Raw genomic sequence first — 22,081 nt, forward strand, 5'->3', positions numbered from 1 at the left:
ATGAACTGCGTCGTATAGTCTGGGATGATTTAGTGGATTATCTTAACCAGTTGCCCGATGGAAATTCAGTTGTCAAAGAACTAAGGAGGCTCCTTATGGCCTCATAAAAAGTCAGTCAAGATGAGTATATAAGTATGATATTGCAAGCGGTGAAAGCAAAGTTTGGGTTAATAATAGCCTGGTGATTACGGAAACCTTTCCGCCGTCCTATGTCCCTTATTCACCTTATAACGGGGCAGGAATCTGGAATAACGCCGGGCCGAATATCCAGCCGAAGAGATTCGGAATATACTCTTATAGTTTTGGTATGGGCGGGCAGGTTGTGTATATAGACGACTGGCAACTTATTATTGATGATAATGTTCTTGACAGGCATAATTTCGAGAATGATACGATTGATATGCCTATCCTCGGCTGGACGGTTTTTCTCGGCAACGCGGGGACGGATTTTTCAATAAACGCAAATTCTGAATTTAATCATACGCCGGTATTTCTCGGCAGTGAGCTTGGCCAGGAAGTCCAGAATATCAAATCTGAATTTTATTTTAAAGGTAATTCTGTTTTGAATACCGGTAATTTTGACTTTGCCGCATATGACGGCAATGATTATTTCAGCCTGGTTTGTTTTGATACTGCCGGGATTATCAGAAGTCCCCTGGCACCTTCTTTTCCTGAGGATTCAGGCCTCAGATGGAATGAAAATGAATGGAATAGGGTGCAGTATACCTATAATATCGCAGACAGAAACTTCAATATTTATTTAAACGACACCTTAATGATCAGTAATTTAATGGATAACCTGCATCATATTCCATATAACAGTCCAGATGGGACAGGCCGCTGGTCAGGTTCCCTACCTCAAAGATTCGGATTGGCATATAATTCATACTCTTTAAAAAGTATTCCTTCAGGCCAGACGCAATATATCGATGACTGGATGGTTATGCTGGATACCGCTGTCCTGAGCAGACATAATTTTGAAAATCAGAATAACGGTGAGCCGGTTTCCGGATGGGCTTTTTATAAAGGCCTCCCGGGGACGGACGCGATATACCGGATAAAGGAATTTGAAAATCATACCCCTGTAACAGAAGAGGATCTAAATAATATTAATAACACAAAGCCCCTTGTTACAAATATATCGGCGGTCCAGGGTGAAGACGGAATTATAACGATAACTTATGATTTGCAGGATAATGAACAGGACCAGTGCAATGTGGAATTTTATTATTGGGACCGCAGTCCTTTTGAAGGTTGGTTTTTGTGGGATACCTCCAACTCAAATTGGGTGATTGGAGATTGGGGGATGATTTATGATGATTGGGGAGGGAGCTATTTTGGATGGATAAACAGGGATTGGAATGATCTATCCTGGGTAAAATGCAAGTCAGTGGAAAACTCCGGCAGCCAGAGGACGGGCCCGGGCAAGAAAGCTTATTGGAAGGTTAAAAATGATTTAAACGGGATGTCATGGTCCGCCTATAAATGGGGCTTTGATGATATAAGTCCCAATTTGATAAAGGTAGCTGCCAATGACGGCCAATTATTAAATTATGAATTTGAAGATGAAAATAAAAAATGGAATCCTGTTCCGGTATTTGACTGGTCGTGGGGAAGCCTTGATGGAATAAATTGGAAATGGTTTTGGACCGGTAAAACAGAATGGATGTCCGGGTTTGATTACGATTTTGTTATTGATACCGAAAACCCGCTAAATAACGGGTGTAAAGCCCCGGCAAATGGTGTATTGGTTAATGGGACGATAAACCCGGTTCTGGAGGCTTTGCCCGCGGATGATATGTCCCATGTCCGTTACAATTTTATAATAGACGATAATCCTGAATTTGATAACAGGAATAACGAGCAGCAAAAAAGCGGGTGGACAGGGACAAGCTGGAATGTAGAAAAACCTTTATATAAAAAAGCATACTGGTGGAAGGTCCAGTGCAAAGACGTTTACAATAATAAATCGGAGGACTCGAATCCTTTCAGTTTTACTATAGATGACACGCCTCCGCAAAATGTCGGGTGCAGTCTGCCTGAAAACGGCAAGACAATAGCAAAATTATGGACTACCCTTGAGGCATTGCAGGCTTATGATGACTCTCTTCCTTTAAGTTACAATTTTATTATAGACGATAACCCGGAATTTGATAACAGGAACGGCCGCCAGGAGACAAGCGGGTGGCTGACAGAAAGAAGATGGAAAGCAGAGAATCTTTTATATGAAAAAACCTATTGGTGGAAGGTGCGGTGCAAGGACAGTTGTAATAACGAAATATCTTCCGCGCCGTTTAGTTTTTCTGTCCGCTATGTATTCTTTGTTGATGTTTATAACACTACAGGGATTGAGAATGGTTCTATACAGAATCCGTTCAATTCCATTGGTGAAGCTGTCCAGGCGGCTTCGGGTGAGGCACTTATTAAAGCCGCAAAAGGCACTTATTATGAAAGCGTTTATGTAGCTTTCGATAAAATCAAATTTTTCGGCGGGTATGACCCTGTAACATGGCGCCGTGACATAAAAGCAAATAAAACCGTTATTGACGGGCAGGGAAACTGCGGTTTCAAGTTTTATTCAAGTTATAATAATATTATAACAAATAATACAATTATTGACGGGTTTACCATCCGGAATTGCGATAAAGGGATTGAAAATGTTAATAGTATGTGGTGGTATGATGCTTATACAGGCCCGGTTATTAGAAACAATATTATCGAGAATAATAATACCGGGATATATTATAATGCCGTGACCGGTGAAGATGAGAAGCGCGGAGATATGAGTATAATTGAGAACAATATTGTCAGGAATAACGCCGCATACGGAATTAAAGCCGGGAACAGGGCGGTCCTAAGAAAAAATGTAATTGTTAATAACGGAACTTATGGTGTTTATGGCGCTGACCTTGTTGAAGGCAATATTATCTCTGATAATGGAAGTTTAAATGAAAATTATGATTATCACAAAGGAGGAGTCTCAAACGCCTCTCTAATTAAAAATAATTTTATATACGGAAATAAAGTTTCCGGAGTATGTAATTCATCCAATATTATCAACAATAATATATTTGAAAATAAAGTTGGTATTTACCAATCAGGTGAGGCAAGAAATAATATTATTTTTAATAATGAAATAGGGTTAATGGGAAGCTGGTATCCAAACTATGGGATAATTTATTCCAGTTCTTCTTATAATATTATATGGAATAATAGTTACATTGATGAATATAATTATAATAAAAAAGTATCCGCTGATTTTGTCAATTTATACCCGGGAACAGGTGATATATCCTGCGACCCTCTCTGGACAAATGATTCCATACCTTTTGATATAGCGGGCGAAACTTATTTTATCGGCGGGCATGTAGTTCCCGCTTCCCCGGTCATTGACGCGGGCGACCCTGATGATGCTTACTTTAATGAGCCTTTGCCTAACGGCAGCCGGGTTAATATAGGTGTCTATGGAAATACTCCTGGAGCCGAGACGAGTTACCCGTTATATGCGGCTTTTGCAAATATACCCAGACAGATGTCCCCTGAAAGCGTTAATTTCAAGATCAAAGTCGGAATACCTGGTGATACGGTTTGCAAATTAAGAGTGGAATATTCGTTTGATAGTTCAGGATTTTATCCGGCGGTGTTATCGAAAGACTTATTGGAGGTATCAGCGGATAATATAGATAATTCAAGTTTCTACCAGGTAAAAAATATTAAGGTTAAAGGAGGAAGTGGGTATGCTGATTTGATATGGGACATTAAATCTGATGTCCCCTCCGGCTTTAACGGGACTGTTTATCTGAGGATTAAAGCTATGGATTCTTCCGGCCGGGAAAGCGGATACGCGGTTTCTACGGTTGTAATTGATAAAACCGCGCCTGTGCAGCCCGGGAATCTGACCGTGGCAGGTGTAACCGTGAATTCAGTTACATTAAATTTCGGTTCTCCCGCACAGGATGCGAATTTTGCAGGCTATAAGGTTTATTACGATACTGTTTATCCCGTAACTGAAAAATCCAGGCAATGGTTCAGAGATTCAAGAAATATACTTAATGATCGGAATTATGCGGGAGAAACCGCTTTTACAATAGATGGGTTATGTGCGGATACCCAATATTATTTCAATATCTGGGTATATGATGCACTTGGAAATAAATCCTATGCCTCTCAGGAGGCTTTGGCAAGGACGCTTCCGATACAATCTCAACCGAATATTATCATTGTTCCTGACGATTATCCCACAATCCAGTCTGCGGTCCATTCCGCCCAAAGCGGTGATATTATTCAAGTCAAAAATGGTGTCTATGATGAAGTAATAATGGATATCCCTTCCGGTTTGGCAGTTGATGCGGAGACTGTCCTTGAGGCATATCCCGGTCATAAACCGCATATCAAACAGATTGTTTTTAATAATAACTTGTCTTATGTAAGGATAAAAGGGTTTGTTTTTGATGTTGGACAAATCGGACAATCTTCTAATGATTATAATGATTATTCTGCGGGAAGAATCGCGGGAAGCGGGGTATGGGACGTTCCTGCCAGAGAAATTCGAAATATTATTATCGAAGAAAATGAATTTATTGATGATGCTGTTTTCTGGAGTTCTTTTAGCCAACTCAAAGAAAAAGGACTTAATTATTCATTGACAATACGAAAAAATATAATCGGAGGATATGTGATTATTGGCCCTTCAGGCGGGAATTTAATGAAGGAATTTATAATTGAGGGAAATGAGATTAGAAATGGAGTGATATTTATCCTGGGATATGGCATGTTTGAAGGGAAAATAGTTAAAAATAAAATATATGGGAATCGTTATCTGACTCCTGTTATATATCAGGAATATGATAATAATGCGGCAAATATTTTAATAGAGGAAAATGTGTTTAATAATTGTGAATTTGGGGCGATCGAAAATGTCAGTAGTTTGCTGATCAGGAATAATGTTTTTAATAATTGCGGTTATCGTTACTCTGATTGGCCTGATTATTGGGGTGCAATTAATGGAGTCAATAACAGCTTAATAGAAAACAATATATTTTCTGATTGTGTTTATGGAATTGTCAGCGGGTCTTCTAAAATTTTAAATAATACTTTTTATAACACAAGGACCGCCGTTTACCGGACTGGAAAAAATACTATCAAAAATAATATATTCAGCAATTGTTCAAATGGGGCGGTGGACACTGATACTTTTTATAATACCCTGGAAACAGTTGAACGTAATTTATATAATGTTACTTATAATAATGCTTACCAGTGCGGACAATACCCGTATTCAACCAGAGGAATAAGATTGGCCGCGGGTATCGGGAACATTGAATCCGACCCGAAATTTGTAAATCCTGCCTCAAGCAATTTCCATCTTCGCCCGGAATCGCCTTGCATAGATACGGGTGACCCGGGTATACTTGACGCGGACAGCACCCGCAGTGATATGGGTGCGTTCGGCGGTGAAAATTTCCCGCTAAATAAAGAGCCGCCCTCTGAAATTACTGAATTAACTGCCTGTGATTTAGAGCTTAGCGGGAAGATTAAACTTGACTGGTCAGGCTATGATGAATCCGCCTCAGGCGGAGGAAAGAGCGATATAGCTTATTATCATATATATCAGACAACATCTGATTTTGCGGATATTTACGGTATCCCCTCAGTTAAAACTGTATATGCAGGAACAAAAGAAAACATTATAGAAGGCTTGACTAACGGTAAATTATATTATTTTGCCGTAACGGCGCTTGATTCTACAGGTAACGAAAATTTTGGAGTAACTGCGGTATCGGTAATCCCGACGGATAAAGTGGCCCCTGAACAGATAACCAGTCTTGTCGTTCATGACCCTGGTTTAAGCGGAATTTTAAATTTAAGCTGGAGCGGGTATGATACATCCGGATCAAAAGATCTGGCGGGGTATAGTGTTTACATGAATGAAAATCCTTTTGAAAACGTTTCGGATTTAACACCGCTTATTTCTACAGACAAAACCGAATCAGGTAGGCAGATATCAGGTTTAATAAATAATCAGCCGTATTATTTTGCTGTAACTGCCTATGACAGTTTAAATAATGAAAATAAATCTGTCCAGTCAGTTTGCGGTATTCCGACAGATAAGGTCCCGCCGGCTGCTGTTACTCTTTTATCTGCAAAAGATACAAAATATGGCGGAGAAATCCTTTTAAACTGGAGTGAATATTCATCTTTTGCGCCAGATGATCTCTATGGATTCAGGATTTATCAAAGCACAGCCTCATTTACAAACGTTAATGGTTTAAAGCCTGTAGCTTCGCTTGATAAACTTCTCAATAAATATTATGTCCGAAATCTTACAATAAATACTTCGTATTATTTTGCGGTAACAGCAATTGATGATTCAGGGAATGAAAATAAAGAAGTCCATTGTGTTCATGTCATACCGGCAGGGGACAGTATCCCGCCTGCTCAGGTAGCTGCGCTGGCCGTCCAGAATAAAGGGACCGGGAACACGGTAACACTTGACTGGTCAGGTTATGACGAGGCAGGACAGGGAGATGTCGCATGGTATAAGGTTTATCAATCCGATTCGGTTTTTAGTGAAGTTAACAGCTTAAATCCGGCAGTATTTGTCAAATCAGGAACTTTTAAAAAGGATGTAGAGAATCTTGTTGACGGGAAATTATATTACTTTGCTGTAACTGCAATTGATAACAGGGGAAATGAAGATAAAACAGTCCAGGCAGTTTCAGGCATGTCTCTGGATGTTGTCCCGCCGGCAGAGGTTTCTGATTTTACCGCAAAATCGGGAGATGGAATAGTAAAACTTAGCTGGCAAAATCCAGATGATAGTGATTTTAGTGGTATTCGTCTTTTACGGGCAACGGACAACGATTCACGATTCACGATTTACGAGGGTATGTCAACTTTGTTTAGCGATACTGCCGTAACCAATGGCGGGACATATACATACATCATCCGCACCTTTGACGAAGTCCCGAATTATTCGCAGGGTATTTCGGCAGGTGTTAAAACGGACAAACCGCAATTCAGCATGCTTGAAGGAACCGGGATAGATAATACAGGTTATGGCATGTATTCGCTGTTTTTTGATTTTGATGGAGATGGATATGAAGATATTTTCCTTGTTAACGGCGGTTTAAATAATGACAGGACTATCTTATATCATAACAACGGCGATTTGACATTCAGCGATTCAACTGAGGCGGCAGGGATGAGTGTGTATGGGTTTGGCTCAAGCGCGGAAGCGGGAGATATAGATAATGACGGCGATAATGATATTTATATAACTTTCAGGGGGAACAGGAACAGGTTGTTCAGAAATGACGGGGGGATATTTTCGGATATAACCGATTATTCAAGAACAGGGGACAGCGGCGATTCCCGGCATGCGGTGTTTGCCGATATAGATAATGACGGTGATCTGGATATATATTTATCCGTATGGGGAAATCAAAATGTAATTTATATAAATTCCGGCAATGGAGTGTTCAACAAAGCAGACGGAGAAGAATGGGATGCTTTAAAAGATCCGGTTTACAGCCGGAAGGCAATTTTCTTTGACTATGATAATGATGGAGACAGGGATGTATTTATCGCAAATTATAACAGGAATACTTTTTTAATAAATGACGGTCTGAGATGGCTCAAGGCGGCAACACCTTTAGACACTGTTGATGATGACAGTTATGATATAGCGGCAGGGGATATAGACAATGACGGTTTTATGGAGGTTTATGTTGCGAATAAGGGCAGGGATTATTTATATAAATATGACAGTATCAGTATTTTAAAAGAAATAAATGGACCGTGGTCGGATAAAAATGACACGACGTATTCGGTAAAAATAGAGGATTTTGATCATAATGGTTTTAAAGACATAATTACAGGAACAAGTCAGGGAGTGATAATCTATAAAAATAACGGGAATTTGCAATTTTCTGAAGACATTCCGGATAGTCCCTCTGGAAACGCAAATAATATAAGGAATGTCCATCTGGCGGATATTGACAATGACGGCGACCTTGATTTATACGCCGTTTCTTATGGAAAACCGAATATTCTTTATGTAAATAACCAGAATGATAATAACTGGTTAAAAATAAATCTTACTGGGACGAGCAGTAACAGCAATGGAATCGGTGCAAGAATAAAAGTTATAGGGAGCTTATTTTACAAAGAGGTTACTTCACCGGGACCGTGGCATTTCGGACTGCCGGAGGATATTACATATTTAGCGGAAATAAATTTTCCAAGCGGCACGAATGTGAGTTTAAACAATGTAATTAAAGGAAGGATTTTAAAAATTAGTGAGCCGGATGAGATAGCCCCGGCTCAGATAACGGTTTTAACTGCAAAGGATACAAAACTGAGCGGCAGGATAAATTTAAACTGGAGCGGCTATAAAGAATCGAAGGATTTCAACCGCTATAATATATATTACAAAGATTATAATTTTAATAATGTTTCAAATACCACACCTGCATTTAATATAAACGCGGGTGTTCACGAGTGGACGATTGATAATCTGGTCAACGGTACAGCTTATTATTTTGCGGTGACGGGTGTGGATAAAAATGCAAATGAAAACAAAGATGTCCTTGCAGTCAGTTGTATTCCTACTGAAGACCTTATCCCGCCGCTTCCTGTCACCGGTCTTTTTGCCGCAAACCCGGGAGATGGAAACTGTCTTAATCTTTCATGGAACACCCTGGAAATAGTCCATAAATTCAGGATTTACCAGGCAGATACTTTTTTCAATAATGTTTCCACCTTATCACCTGTCGCAGAACTTGATGGGGCTGATTTAGAATATAAAGCTGAGTCCCTTATAGATGGTAAACTTTATTATTTTGCTGTTGCCACAGTAGATGAAATTGGGAATGAAAATAAAACCGTTTCAGCCGTTTCAGCCGTTTCAACCGATACAAAAGCGCCTCACAGTGTTTATAATTTATTATCGGTTTCAGAGAATAACCTGGTTAAACTTATATGGACGAATCTGTTCGATAATGATTTTGCCGGAATTAAATTAACACGGATAACGGATAACGATTCATCCTCCGCGGCGGACAAGCTGACGATTTACGAAGGTCTTACAAATTACTACACCGATACCACAGTAACCAACGGAATCACATACATCTATTCCATACAGGCTTATGATGAAGTTCCCAATTACAGTGAAAGTGTCCGTGTCCGTGCATTGCCGTTAAAGAAACAGTTTGAGGATGTTACAAATCAGTCTAACCTGCATAGTTCCGCTTATGGAAGATTTGCAACTTTTTCCGATATTGATAACGATGGTGATGAAGATTTATATATTGTCCACGCATACGATAAAAATATTCTCTATAGAAACGAAGGCAATGGGACATTTTCCGACATAACCGTTGCAAGCGGTACAGGAGATGTCAGCCAGGGATACGCGGCTGTTTTCTTTGATTATGACAATGACGGGTTTTTAGATCTTTTTACAGCCGCAAGCGGCGCGGAGTGTATTTTATTTAAAAATAACGGAAAAGATAAGGTCTGGACAAAAATAACAGGCCCATGGCAGGGTAAAAATATTTCGGCAAAATCAGCGGCAGTTTCAGATTTCGACCATAACGGTTATTTGGATTTATTTGTGGGAAGATATGGCGCAAATATTTTATATCTTAATAGCGGATTGGGATGGATTGAAGCCGGAGGCCCCTGGAAAGAAATAGCGGATGATACCCAGGAAGTAAAAATAGCTGATATTAATGGAGATGGTGACAGTGATATATTTGTTGTAAATTCCGGGAGCTCTAACCTGTTCTATGAAAACCAGGGGAATGGGACTTTTGCAAATAAGACAAGGGACGCGGGTTTAATAAGCCTTTCTTCATGCCAGTCCGCGGAATTTGCAGATTTGGATAATGATAGCGATTTAGACCTTATTTTAAACTATAAAAACGGGACAAGTGTATTTTATGAAAATAACGGCCATGGCCAATTTACGGTTTTGTCCGATACGGGTGTTGAAATCACAGGAGGCTTAAGCCGCGACATTAAGGCGTTTAGTTTCAGAAACAATATTTTTAACGATGTTTTAATTTCAAGAGAAGGCGGGCAGAACAAATATTTCCAAAATGCAGGTATTGGAAAATTTATAGATATAACTCACCAGGCTAACCTTGATAAAAGTTTATATACACAGAAATCGGCAGTATCGGATATCGACAATGACGGCGATCTGGATATTTATTTGAGCAATTTCTACAATTATGGAGTTCTTTACGAAAACCGGCAAAACGATAATAATTATTTAAAGGTTAAACTGCGAGGGTTAAACACTAATACAGACGGCTATGGAGCAAAAATTGAACTTTATGACAGCGGCTATCTGAATATAAAGGAATACTTAAAGGGTTCAAGGGAAGTCCACTCAAGGATTACCCATTTTGGACTGGAAGGTATGGAAAAAACTGACCTCAAAGTTAAATTCCCCGGGGGCTGGACGGAAGTTGTCCGGAGAGATGTTTTGCCGGGCCAGTTATTAGAAATTTTTGAACCATATATAACAGAATTAAATTCCATACAGGGAAATGGTTTTGCAAAATTAAAATGGATAAATCCGGATGAAAGAGATTTTCTTACAGTGAAAATAGTCCGCAATGAATTTGAATACCCGAAAAACTCAGGTGATGGAATAGTTGTATATGAGGGAGTAGATACTGCATATACCGATATAAATTTAACAAATGAAAGAAAATATTTTTACGCTGTTTTTTTAACTGATGCGGAAGGCAGAATTTCACCGGTATTAGAATCTGCGAAGACCCATGCAATTCCTGACGGTATCCCGCCCTGGATTAATATAAGCAATGTTTCTGACAAAAGGTACTACAATTATCCGGTCCGGCCCTTGATTAATGTTTTTGATATAAATCTGGACACGGCGATTATAGAATTAAACGGTCAGTCTTATACCGGCGGCCGGTTAATCAGCGATGAGGGTATTTATAATTTAGAAGTCAAAGCAAGAGATATAGCATTTAATTCTTCAGAAGTATTTATTTCTTTTATTATTGATACTACAAGCCCGGTGGTGGCAATTTCAGGCGTCCGGGACAGTAATTATTATTCGACAGATGTATCCCCGCAAATTGAAATAAATGATTCATATCTGGAGACAACTGTTATAACCTTAAACGGAGAAAATTATTCAACAGGGACTGTGATTTCCGGAGAGGGAGAATATATTTTAAGTGTTAGTGCCCGTGATAAAGCGGGGAACAGCAGAAAAACAGATGCTCAGTTTGTTATCGAAAAGACCCCGCCTGTTATTACAATCAGTGACGTATTCGACGGGAAACATTATAATACGGACAGGTCTCCCGTAATTTCATTTGATGAACGTTATCTGGACACAACAAAAATCACTTTAAACGGTATGGATTATACAAGCGGAACACCAATCACAATGGAAAATAACTATATATTATCAGCCTGGGCAAGAGACATGGCAATGAATGAGGCGAGCAAAACAGTCCTTTTCACTATAGACAAAACAAAGCCGGCCCCGCCGGTGTTTGACAGTCCGATATCGCCCACGAATATTTCCAAACTAAATATCAGAGGATATGCCGAACCCGGCAGTTTAGTAACATTGTATTGTGATGGAAGGCTGTTCGGTATAGGGACTGCCAGTGTGGATTCAAGTTTTGTTTTTAGCAGCCTGGATATCAGTGAGGGAAATAATAGTTTCAATGCAACAGCGGAAGATAAGTCGGGAAATATTAGTTTGTATTCAGCGCCTTTAAATATAGTTTTAGATACAATTCCCCCGCCTGTTCCTGTCTTAATTTATCCTCAAAATGGGGCAGTTGTTTATACCAGGTTTCCGGCAATAACAGGAACAGCCGAACCTGATAGTTTAGTCAGTTTGAAAATAATAAATACAATTTATACCGCTCAAGCTGACCAGAACGGGCAATGGACCTTTTCAGATGTGGTCCTTTCCGAAGGAGAAAATATTTTTACTCTCTGGACAACTGATAAGGCAGGAAACAGGGGGCCTGATTTAATACCATTTCCCATGGTGATGGTTAAGCTGGTGGATTTAGAAGTAGAAAAGAAGATACTGGAAAATAATCCGCGTCTGCTTGCCTGGGTAAACGATGACGACGGTTTGCAATTTATCCATACTATTCTTCAGGGAGAGGATGTTTTCTACAATGCGGTAAAAGATCTGGGAGAATTTAAGAAACAGTTCCGTTCAGGAAAATACAACATAATCTTGTTGCTTAATGATAAAAAAACACCTTCCGCCAGATTTATGAAGGAGATAGAGGAATTGGTTAATTCAGGTACAGGATTGATTGTTTCCGGTTCAAAAATATCGAAATTTCCGCATTTAAAAGATGTCCTGGGAATAAAATTCAAAGGGTATTTACCAGCCAGGGATAACCTTGTTAATCTTATGGAAAGCCCGATCAGCCATGAAGGTGTTTTCCAGAGTATCGGCAAATGTCAGAAGGTGAAGCTTGAGACAGGCCAGATGGCAGGCTATGTTTCAGTCATTCCCGATATGCCGCACAACGGCAAAATAACAGCGGTTGATTTAGAGGCAGGATATGATTTCATTGAAGGGAAAAATTACACACTGACTTTTCAGGTGTATGAAGGAAACAGGGTCCGATCAAATAAATTGCTGGATGAAGAAATATTTTCATTCGATACATTATCATCTGAAGGTATTGATAACAACCAGGGAGTTAAAAACACAAATCTTTTGGTAAAAGGCGCAGGTGAAAAGGTTGAATTTTTAATAGAAAACACAAAGGAAGACGGCAGGCTGAATGGCGATTATACTGTGCAGGTAATTATCTATGAAGATAATAATATAATAACAATAGGCCCTGCGGTTTTTGAAGTTGAAAAATGTGTTTCGCCGGTTAACGGAGAAAAGCATAGCGGATTTACAATAACTAATGTAGAGCGGGAAGGAAAATGCTGTGTTGAACATCCGGAACCTGTGATTGTCCTGAATAGCTATGGTGAAGGGAAAGCCGTTCTTTTCACATTTGATTTATTAAAATCAAATACACAAAATAACATAAATAAGATAAAAGACATGCTGTTAAACAGCATAAATTATGTTTCACCTTCGGGGTTTTCAATCAACCCGATGGAGACATTGCCTATTGGAATAAATATACAAAATAAAGGTAAGGCAGTGGATTTAAAAATAAAAGAAATGGCACCGGCAGGCACGGAAATATCTAATATATTTAATGAAGGAATAAAAATTGGTAATGAAATAATATGGCAGTTTAATCTTTCAGAAAACATGAAAAAAGAATTGAGGTATTATCTTTTTGTGCCGGATGTCCAGGCGGATTGGACAGCGATAACTGAAATAGAATATTTACATTACGACAGCACGTGGCAGTTATACGGCAGTTACCCGTTAAATATAGAAGTTGCTCATAATGTGGAAGGATTGGCAGAAGAGATAATTTCGGCTCTCAATGACCTTGCATTAAGCTATGAAGACAGGAACAAGGCTGAAAGGGTGATAGAGATTTTAAATATAATGACGAACCGGTATATTTTTGAAAGAAGTGATTTTGAGAAAAATATCAAAGATTGTTTAAAGGCAATTGATAAATTGGCTAAAATAACGGGCGCGGGGACAACATCTATCCGCCTGAAATTAGATGAATTGTTAAGGATTAATGAGATAAAGTGGAGCATGTGGAAATAATTTAACTATAGATAGAAATTATGTTATAATAAACCTTGTTATTATTTGGAACGAGTGAAGAATATAAGGGAGGAAATATGCAAAAAAAGGTTGTATTAATAGCGGTTTTAATTTTATTTTTTATATCAGGCGTACATGCAAAAGAAGTCCCGTTTACACTGGAAGACAGAGATAGGTTGATAAGGCTCGAAGCAAAAGTCGAAAATATTGATAAAAGATTTGAGCAAGTGGATAAAAGATTTGAGCGATTGGAGAATGTTATGATGTGGGGTTTTGGATTAATTCTTGGCGGTATGTTTAGCTTAGTGGGTTTTGTATTATGGGATAGGCGAAGTGCATTGGCGCCTGCGATAAGGAAGAATAAGGAGTTAGAAGAGCGGGAAGAAGAACTGGAGAGATGGAAGAAAAAAGCGGATATGGCATTAAAAGAATTGGCTGAAAAAGATGCAAAAGTAGCAGAGATATTAAGACATGTAGGATTGTTGTGAGGATACTGAAACCGAAAAAATTATTATTTTTCGTTATTACATTTTTTTTAATCCCTTTATATATTTTCGCCGGCAATTCTGACGTTTATCAGCCTCTTATAACAATTTCCGGCGTTTCCGAAGGCTGTTATTACTCCACTTCCGTTTATCCCGAAATTTCCATTTCCGACGAGGACCTTGCGTATTCCACAGCCACGTTAAAATTCAATAATTCAAAGGATTCAGCTTATGTCCGCGGCACTGAAATTAAAAAAGACGGGCGATACCGCATTTCCGTTTCGGCTTTTGACTCATCCGGGAACAAAAGCTACGAGTCGGTGAATTTTGTTATTGATAAAACAAAACCCGCGATAACCATATATAATGTAGAGAATGATACTTATTATACAACCGACGTCTGGTTCAAGGTGAAAATTGCCGAGTCAAACCCGGAAAAAGAATTGATTACGCTTGATGATAATATCCGGAACGAAAATGAGACAGTCTGGGTCAGGGATGAGGGTATCCACAAATTAGTTGTTGATACCCTTGATAGAGCCGGGAATGCAAATTTAAAATCCTGCGTATTCACAATTAACAAGACATCGCCGGTAATACTTTCTCATGAGCCTTTTGATACAAAACTCAGGATTAAAGAAGGAGAAAAAATAGATTTTTGGGTTTCCGTATTTGACCCTGATAATAATATTATTAAATCAGAGTGGTATTTTGATTCAATAATTGTTTGTGAAGGGGTTTTTAACTGGACATTTTATGCCGGATACGATGATTCTGGCAGGCATGAGGTGAAATTTATAGCCGCGGATTCAAACCTTGCCGTTGAAAATGCCTGGGACATTGAAGTAGATGATGTCCCGGTGAGACCTCCTTTGAATTTAATTGCCGGGACAGGAACGGGCGGGCATATTTTCCTTAAATGGGATGAAAATAAATATTTTAATCTCCTGGGATACAATATATACCGTGATGATAAGAAGATTAACAGGACACTTGTTACCAAAAACCATTACCTGGATACAGGATTGATTGATGGGACGGAATATTCATATTTTATCCGCGCAATGGACATAAATGGCAAAGAGAGCGAAAATTCCAATAAGGTTTCAGTGATCCCGGAAGATTCTTCTGCGCCGTCTGCACCGGCCAATCCGAAAGTTAATGATAATGGATTGCTTTTATGGGAAAAACCTTCGGATTACGATATCGCAGGATATTATTTGTATCAAGGGGTTGATAACAATAATTTGGATAATAAAATTGAAATTGCAGGGGCTCAGATATATCGGAGCGATACGCCCTCTTATCAATTAAGTAATTTAACACCCGGCATACAATATTATTTTGCGTTATCCTGTTACGATTTTTGTAATAAAGAAAGCGAAAAAAGCGATATTGTTTCATATCTCTTTTATGACTCGTTGCCGCCTTGCCGGGTGAAAGATGTCAGGACCAGGAATACAGGCAATTCCGGAGAGCTGAAAATTAGATGGCTTAAGAACAGTGAGCCGGATTTAGCCGGATATAAAATTTATTGTTCCGCCGCGGCGGACTTATCCGCCGGGGTGGAGACAGGCGTTTACCCATCTCCTCCTGTTTTCGCAGGTATGAGTGAAAAATTTACTTTAAGCGGTTTAGAGGATTTTAAAAAATACTCTATTGCGGTTTCCGCTGTTGATACACAGGAAAACGAAGGTTTAAAGTCGCCTGTCGAGATTGGGATACCGTCCGGCAATTCAGGTCTTGTTCCCGCGCCTGAATATTTGACGGTTGATTCAGGGAACAAGGAAGCCGCATTAAGCTGGAGTCCGGTGCCCGGCGCAGATGGATATAAAGTATATTTTGGAAGGCAGGAACACCTTGTAATATCGCCTTTGATTACAAAAGATACTGTGTTTGTGTTTAATAACTTACTGAATAATAATAGATATTACGCGGCAGTAAGCAGTTTTAAAGGCAGGGACGAAAGTGAACTAATAGCCGGTACAGCTTTCCCAGAAAATGGATCTTATCCCGATGCTCCGGCAGGATTAACCTGTCTCTCTGGCGGTGATACCAATCTTCTTTTAAGCTGGAGTATGAATAAAGAATGGGACCTGGCCGGTTACAAAATCGCTTATAAAAAAGAAACGGAATATTTCGAGGAACCAAAAGATATCGGGAAAACAAACTGGTTTGAAATAACCGGGTTGACAGAAGGGGAGAAGTATACTATTGCGCTCTTTGCCTTTGATAATGAAAATAATATGAGTAATCCGTCGGTAATAACAGGGGTCCCGTTAAAAACAAGTTCTGATTACAGTAATCCTCCACCGGCGCCTTTACTGGATATTTCTTGCGAAAATGGAATTATTAGGTTAAACTGGACATCGTCAGGCGTGGAAATTGATGAATACAGGATATACAGGAGAGAAGCGGGAGAACCGAAATATAAAAAAATCTATGAAACGAAAAATTTAACTTACAAGAATAAAGCTGTCGAAGAAGGCAGGACTTATTATTATGTTGTTACCGCATTCAGGGAAAGCAGTTTCCCGGGAGAAAGCCTGTTTTCCAATGAAGTGATAATGAGGCCCAAAGTAAAAATGGGAGACATAGAAATGGAAGGGGATGTTCCTGTAGAAAGCCGGGTCGACGGATATGATCTGATAATATTATCAATAAGTTTTGGTTCAAAAACAGGCGATGATTATTATAATCCTAATGTTGATTTAAACGGGGACGGGATTATTGACGGGACTGATTTGAACATACTGGCAGGTAGCTTCGGGAAGGAATATTGAATGAGCTTTTATTTATAAATAAAAATTGGTATAATGGATTTTACAAAGGAAAAAAAGGCTGGCTGGATTATGCTCAAAAATACGCGGGAAACCGGGGATTTTCGCCAAATTAAAATTACATTGCAGTCCATATTGGAATCTACCGCCGATGGAATACTCGCCGTTGACAATAAAGGCAAAGTGATTAACGCCAACCGGCGGTTCATGGATATGTGGAGAATTCCGAAATCTCTTATGAACACAGGGGACGATAATATACTGCTCGATTTTGTATTGAGCCAGCTTATTGAACCGGATGTGTTTCTTAAAAAGGTAAAGTTTCTTTATGGCACGGACAGGGAAGACATGAACATGCTTTATTTCAAAGACGGGCGGATTTTTGAGCGTTTTTCATCCCCGCTGATGATGGGGAAGGAAATTCTCGGGCGGGTATGGTCATTTCGCGATATCACCGAGCGCAAGAAAACGGAAGAATCTCTTCAAATACAGGCACAGATACTGGAAAATTTATCCGAGGGGGTAAATTTAGCCGATGAAAAAGGAAATATTTGTTTCACGAATGACAAATTCGACAAAATGTTTGGTTATGAAAAAGGTGAGCTGATAGGCAAAAACGTATCGGTTTTAAGCGCTTATCCCGGGGAAGAAAGCATCAAGCATGTTGAAAGTATTTTTGGAAGCGTAAATGTGAAAGGCAGGTGGACAGGCGAGATTTTAAACAAGAAAAAAAATGGAAGTGTTTTTTTTACGAGGGCCAATGTGGCTTTAATAAAAATCGGGGATAAAACTATGTTTATCACTGTCCAGGGAGACATTACCGAGCGCAAAAAAAATGAGGAAAAATTAAAAGCTTCCGAGGAAAAATATTCAACACTTGTTGAAAACGGGAATGACGGTATTATAATCCTGCAGGATAACGCTCTTAAATATGTAAATTCGATAATTTGCAAAATGACAGGTTTCACCAGGGAGGAGCTGATTGGGAAACCGTTTTTAAACTATGTGTCCCCGGGATACAAAAAAATAGTTATGGAAAGATATGAAAAGAGATTAGAGGGGCATAATGTTCCCAGCAGGTATGAGATAGAGATATTCGCGAAAGACGGCGGAAAAACACCGGTTGAAATAAACGCATCCCTGATTATGTACGAGGGTAAACCCGCGAGTATGGCGATAATAAGGGACATAACCGAACGTAAAAAGGCAGAAAAGGCTATCGGTGAAAGTGAAGAACGTTACAGGAATTTGATAGAAAATATTAATCTTGGAATAACCTTGATTGATAAAAACTATAAAATTCTTATGGCAAACAGTGAATTTTGCAGAAGGACAGGTTTTCCGAAAGATAAAGCGGAAGGAAAGTCTTGTTATGAGATTTGCGCCGGCAGGGATTCTGTCTGCCCCGATTGCCCGGGAACAAAAACCATGGCTTTGAAAAAATTGGTCAAGACTGAATCCGAATATTTATCTTATGACGGGAGCCCATTGCCGGTCATTGTTCATACTTTTCCCGTTTTAGATTCAAATAATGAAGCAAAAGCTTTTATTGAAATTACCGAAGACATCAGTGAATATAAAAAAGTGGAAAAGGCAAAGAAAAATTTAATACGGGACCTTTCTCATGGGTTGAAAACCCCTGTTTCAATGATAGAGATGTCCCTCGGTATAATTAAAAACAGCATGGATTCAGGGGATAAAGAAAGCCTGATGAAGGCTAAAAGGATAGCGGAGGAAAATATCAGGAAAGTGCGTAAGGACCTGAATGGCATCCTGTACGAATTTTCAATGGACGTTAAAAAAGAGATATTGACTAAAAACAAAAGGGTATTGAAGAGGGCATCGCTTAAGAGCGCGGTGAAACAGGCAGTAAAAAACATTAAATCCTGCCTGAAAGCGAAAAACCTGAAATTGAATGTTAAAATACCGTTTGGCACGGATAAAGTAAAAATTCAAACCAATGATCTAAAAACTTTATTGGATAATCTCCTGGATAACGCGGCGAAGTTTACAAAAAAGGGCGGAATTTCTGTAATAAGCAGGAAAAAAGGCAATATGGTTGAGATTAAGGTTAAAGATACCGGGTGCGGAATATTCGCGAGGGACATATCGAGGGTGTTTGATAAATTTTATAAACGCCACGCATCAATCGAAGGAACAGGCCTCGGGCTTTCAATTTGCAAGGAACTGGTTGAAATGTATAACGGAGAAATAACGGTTTTATCGGAAGGTGTGGGAAAAGGGACCACGGTAACAGTAAATCTGCCAAAGGTATAGCTTGAAAATTTAAGGAGATACTCCTATATGAAAAAACGATTTTTGCCTGTATTTTGTATATTAATCAACGCGATCTTTTACCTGGTTATTTTGTCTCCTTTCATTAAGGCGGAAGAAACCGTCTCCGGAATTTATAAAGGCGAATTTTTCAGTTTTATCGAAACAGGCAAGAAGTCGACCTCCGAAGATTATAAAGAGGAAGACAGCGATGCCGATTACACGTATGCCAATTACCAGGTTAAATTCAGACAGGACCCTATTAAACGGGCCGGCTGTGACTTAAGTTTTTTTGCATACAGGAAAGATTACGATACAAGCGATGCCCTGGACAATAAATCAAGAATTTTTAAGGCAAAGTGGTTTTATTATCTTCAAAAACAAAAAGAAAAATCTTTGAAGTTTGACATAAAGATGCAGTATAAGGAAAAAGGTTATTATGAAAGCATCGAAAGTGAATTCAGCCAGTTTATGATTTCACCCTCCCTGGAATTCAGGAAGAAGGATATTTACACGCTGGACTTTTCAAGCGGGTTTAATAAATATGATTACCCGGGTGATGATAAAAAGGGCCAGCTTAAATATTCCGGCAAATTGGATTTATGCAGGTATTTTCTGGAAAAGAAATTGATATTGTCGGGAGATTACGGGATTGAACATCTTGACCATAAACAGGAAGGCCGTGACAGGACAAAACACAATCTTTCCGCGGGGCTTGATTATGTTTTTGCAAAGCCGTATATTCATGAAATCGAGACAAAGATAAAATGGGGAAAAAGGGACACAAAGGATGAAGATGAACGCGATGAAGATTCGGACTACGAATACCGGCGGTATAAGGCAAAGAGTTTCCATAAAATAAATAACAGGTTAAATACGGGATTGAAATATGAGTTTTTCAAGAAGGACTATAATGTTATCAATCTTGACCATAAGGGATTTTATATTGAGAACGGGTATGATTATGAAGTGCGCGATGATATGAAAAAAAGGATATGGCTGAATTTTGACATGGGTCGGAAGGACACGATATACAGCGAGAGGACCGGGAATGATTACAGGAAAATAACCGCGAATATAAAACTGAACTATAACCGCAAGGGAAATTGGAAAACATCATTGGGGTTTGAAGGCAATTTTTATAAATATAGAAACTTTGACAATGATAAAAAAAGATATTACGCAAGGTGGTCGGGGGAGAAAGTGTTGTTAAAAAACAAGTTGAATGTATCAGCGGATTTTAAATACAGGTTTACAAATTATGTTAATGAACTTGATGATGAACAGGAGTCGCTGAGGCTTGGGACGTCATATGAATTCTGATAATTAACGGCATGTGCAGGTAAAATACCGGGTAACAACTTAAGTAAACGATATGAAAAAAGATATTTTATTGGAACTTTTAGAAAAGATCAGCCGGAAAGAAATAAACGTCTCAGTCGCATTTGAAAAAATAAAAAGGCTGCCTTACGAAAAATTAAAATATGCGACATTAGACAGCCACCGGAGTTTGAGACATGGATTTCCAGAAGTGATTTTTTGCAAGGGTAAGACAATAAAACAAGTTGCTGAGATTTCTAAAAGGATATTATCAAGAGAAAATACTTTTCTTGCTACAAGGGCGGAACAAGATGTATTCAAGGCAGTAAAGAAAATCGACAAAAGAGTTAAATACAATGGAGCCGGCAGGATAATTTTTATCCCAAATAACGAAAGTAAAGGCCTTATCAGTATAGTTACCGCCGGGACATCAGATATCCCGGTAGCGGAAGAGGCGCGGGTAACCGCTGAAGTAATGGGAAGCAGGGTAGTTGCTATTTACGATGTAGGTGTTGCGGGTATTCACAGGGTTTTGGATAAAATGGATATTCTGGAGAAGTCAAAAGTTTGTATTGTTATTGCCGGTATGGACGGCGCCCTTCCAAGTGTTATAGGCGGCCTGGTAGGTAAGCCGGTAATCGCGGTCCCGACAAGCACAGGATACGGTGCGAATTTAGGCGGTGTGGCCCCGCTTCTTACAATGCTTAATTCATGCGCTTCAAACGTGGCTGTTGTAAACATTGACAACGGGTTCGGCGCGGGATATGTGGCGCATTTGATAAATATTACAGGAGAAGAACAATAGGAGGATTTAAAATGAAAGTAAAAGAGATAATGCACAATGTGACAAAACTGCCGTTAAATACAAATGTGACAGAGGCGGCAATTGTTATGGATCAAAAAGCGATAGGATCGGTGCTTGTTGAAGAAAATAATAATGTAGTCGGTATGGTGACAGAAAGGGATATTTTGAGGAAAGTCGTCGCGAAAAAGTTAAACGCGGACAAAGTGACGATAAAGCAGATTATGAACGCTCCTTTAATAACCGTTGATTCCGAGACGAGCATTTTGGACGCGAGCGGTATCCTGGCGGGCAAAAAAATAAGAAGGCTTGTTATCACGGAGAAAGATAAAATTGTCGGGATAGTAACCGCTAATGATATAGCTAAAAACCTGGGGTTTGTAATCGGGCAGAGGGTTGTTAACATATCCAAATCAAGCGGTTTCAGGCCTAATTATTAAAGCCCCAGTATCTTGTTTGTTTTCGCCACAATTTCGTCAGGGTCAAAAGGTTTGGTGATATATTCGTTTGCGCCGCAATCCACCCCTTTCTGGCGGTCGATTTCCTGGCCTTTGGCTGTAAGCATTATCAGAACTTTGACAGTTAAACCCTAAAAAATCGCAAAAGAAGCGAAAAGAACCGCATAGAAATAAGGGGCGGTTCTTTTTTTTGGCCAAAGTGTAGTGCCATGTTTGATTAAAAATAATTAAAATTT

General features: G+C 39.2%; 8 protein-coding genes. 7 read left to right on the forward strand and 1 reads right to left on the reverse strand.

Features of this window, described 5'->3' with window-relative positions; all coding sequences use genetic code 11:
* Window positions 1-181: 181 nt before the first annotated feature.
* From AB1498_05595 to AB1498_05625, 7 genes are all read left to right on the forward strand, one after another.
* On the forward strand, window positions 182-13,726 hold the full coding sequence (locus AB1498_05595; GenBank protein MEW6087760.1) for an FG-GAP-like repeat-containing protein: 13,545 nt from the start codon (window positions 182-184) through the stop codon (window positions 13,724-13,726).
* 77 nt (window positions 13,727-13,803) lie between these two features.
* On the forward strand, window positions 13,804-14,214 hold the full coding sequence (locus AB1498_05600; GenBank protein MEW6087761.1) for a hypothetical protein: 411 nt from the start codon (window positions 13,804-13,806) through the stop codon (window positions 14,212-14,214).
* The gene (locus tag AB1498_05605; protein MEW6087762.1) at window positions 14,211-16,994 is read left to right on the forward strand and encodes a fibronectin type III domain-containing protein; all 2,784 of its coding nucleotides are present in this window, start codon (window positions 14,211-14,213) and stop codon (window positions 16,992-16,994) included. Before AB1498_05600 ends, AB1498_05605 begins: the two co-directional genes overlap by 4 nt.
* 33 nt (window positions 16,995-17,027) lie before the next feature.
* Window positions 17,028-19,268, forward strand: a complete 2,241-nt coding sequence (locus AB1498_05610) for a PAS domain S-box protein (protein MEW6087763.1) — start codon at window positions 17,028-17,030, stop codon at window positions 19,266-19,268.
* A gap of 27 nt (window positions 19,269-19,295) precedes the next feature.
* Entirely contained in the window at window positions 19,296-20,588 is a 1,293-nt protein-coding gene (locus AB1498_05615) for a hypothetical protein (protein ID MEW6087764.1), read from the forward strand.
* 52 nt (window positions 20,589-20,640) lie between these two features.
* The gene (gene larB, locus AB1498_05620; protein MEW6087765.1) at window positions 20,641-21,390 is read left to right on the forward strand and encodes a nickel pincer cofactor biosynthesis protein LarB; all 750 of its coding nucleotides are present in this window, start codon (window positions 20,641-20,643) and stop codon (window positions 21,388-21,390) included.
* Window positions 21,391-21,401: 11 nt separating this feature from the next.
* Window positions 21,402-21,827: a CBS domain-containing protein gene (locus AB1498_05625; GenBank protein MEW6087766.1), complete on the forward strand. Its 426-nt coding sequence runs from the start codon at window positions 21,402-21,404 to the stop codon at window positions 21,825-21,827.
* Here AB1498_05625 and AB1498_05630 read toward each other — a convergent pair.
* Entirely contained in the window at window positions 21,824-21,952 is a 129-nt protein-coding gene (locus AB1498_05630; protein ID MEW6087767.1) for a response regulator, read from the reverse strand. The genes AB1498_05625 and AB1498_05630 overlap by 4 nt on opposite strands.
* Window positions 21,953-22,081 lie beyond the last annotated feature (129 nt).

The sequence above is a fragment of the bacterium genome, from assembly GCA_040754625.1.
Taxonomy (GTDB): domain Bacteria; phylum JACRDZ01; class JAQUKH01; order JAQUKH01; family JAQUKH01; genus JAQUKH01.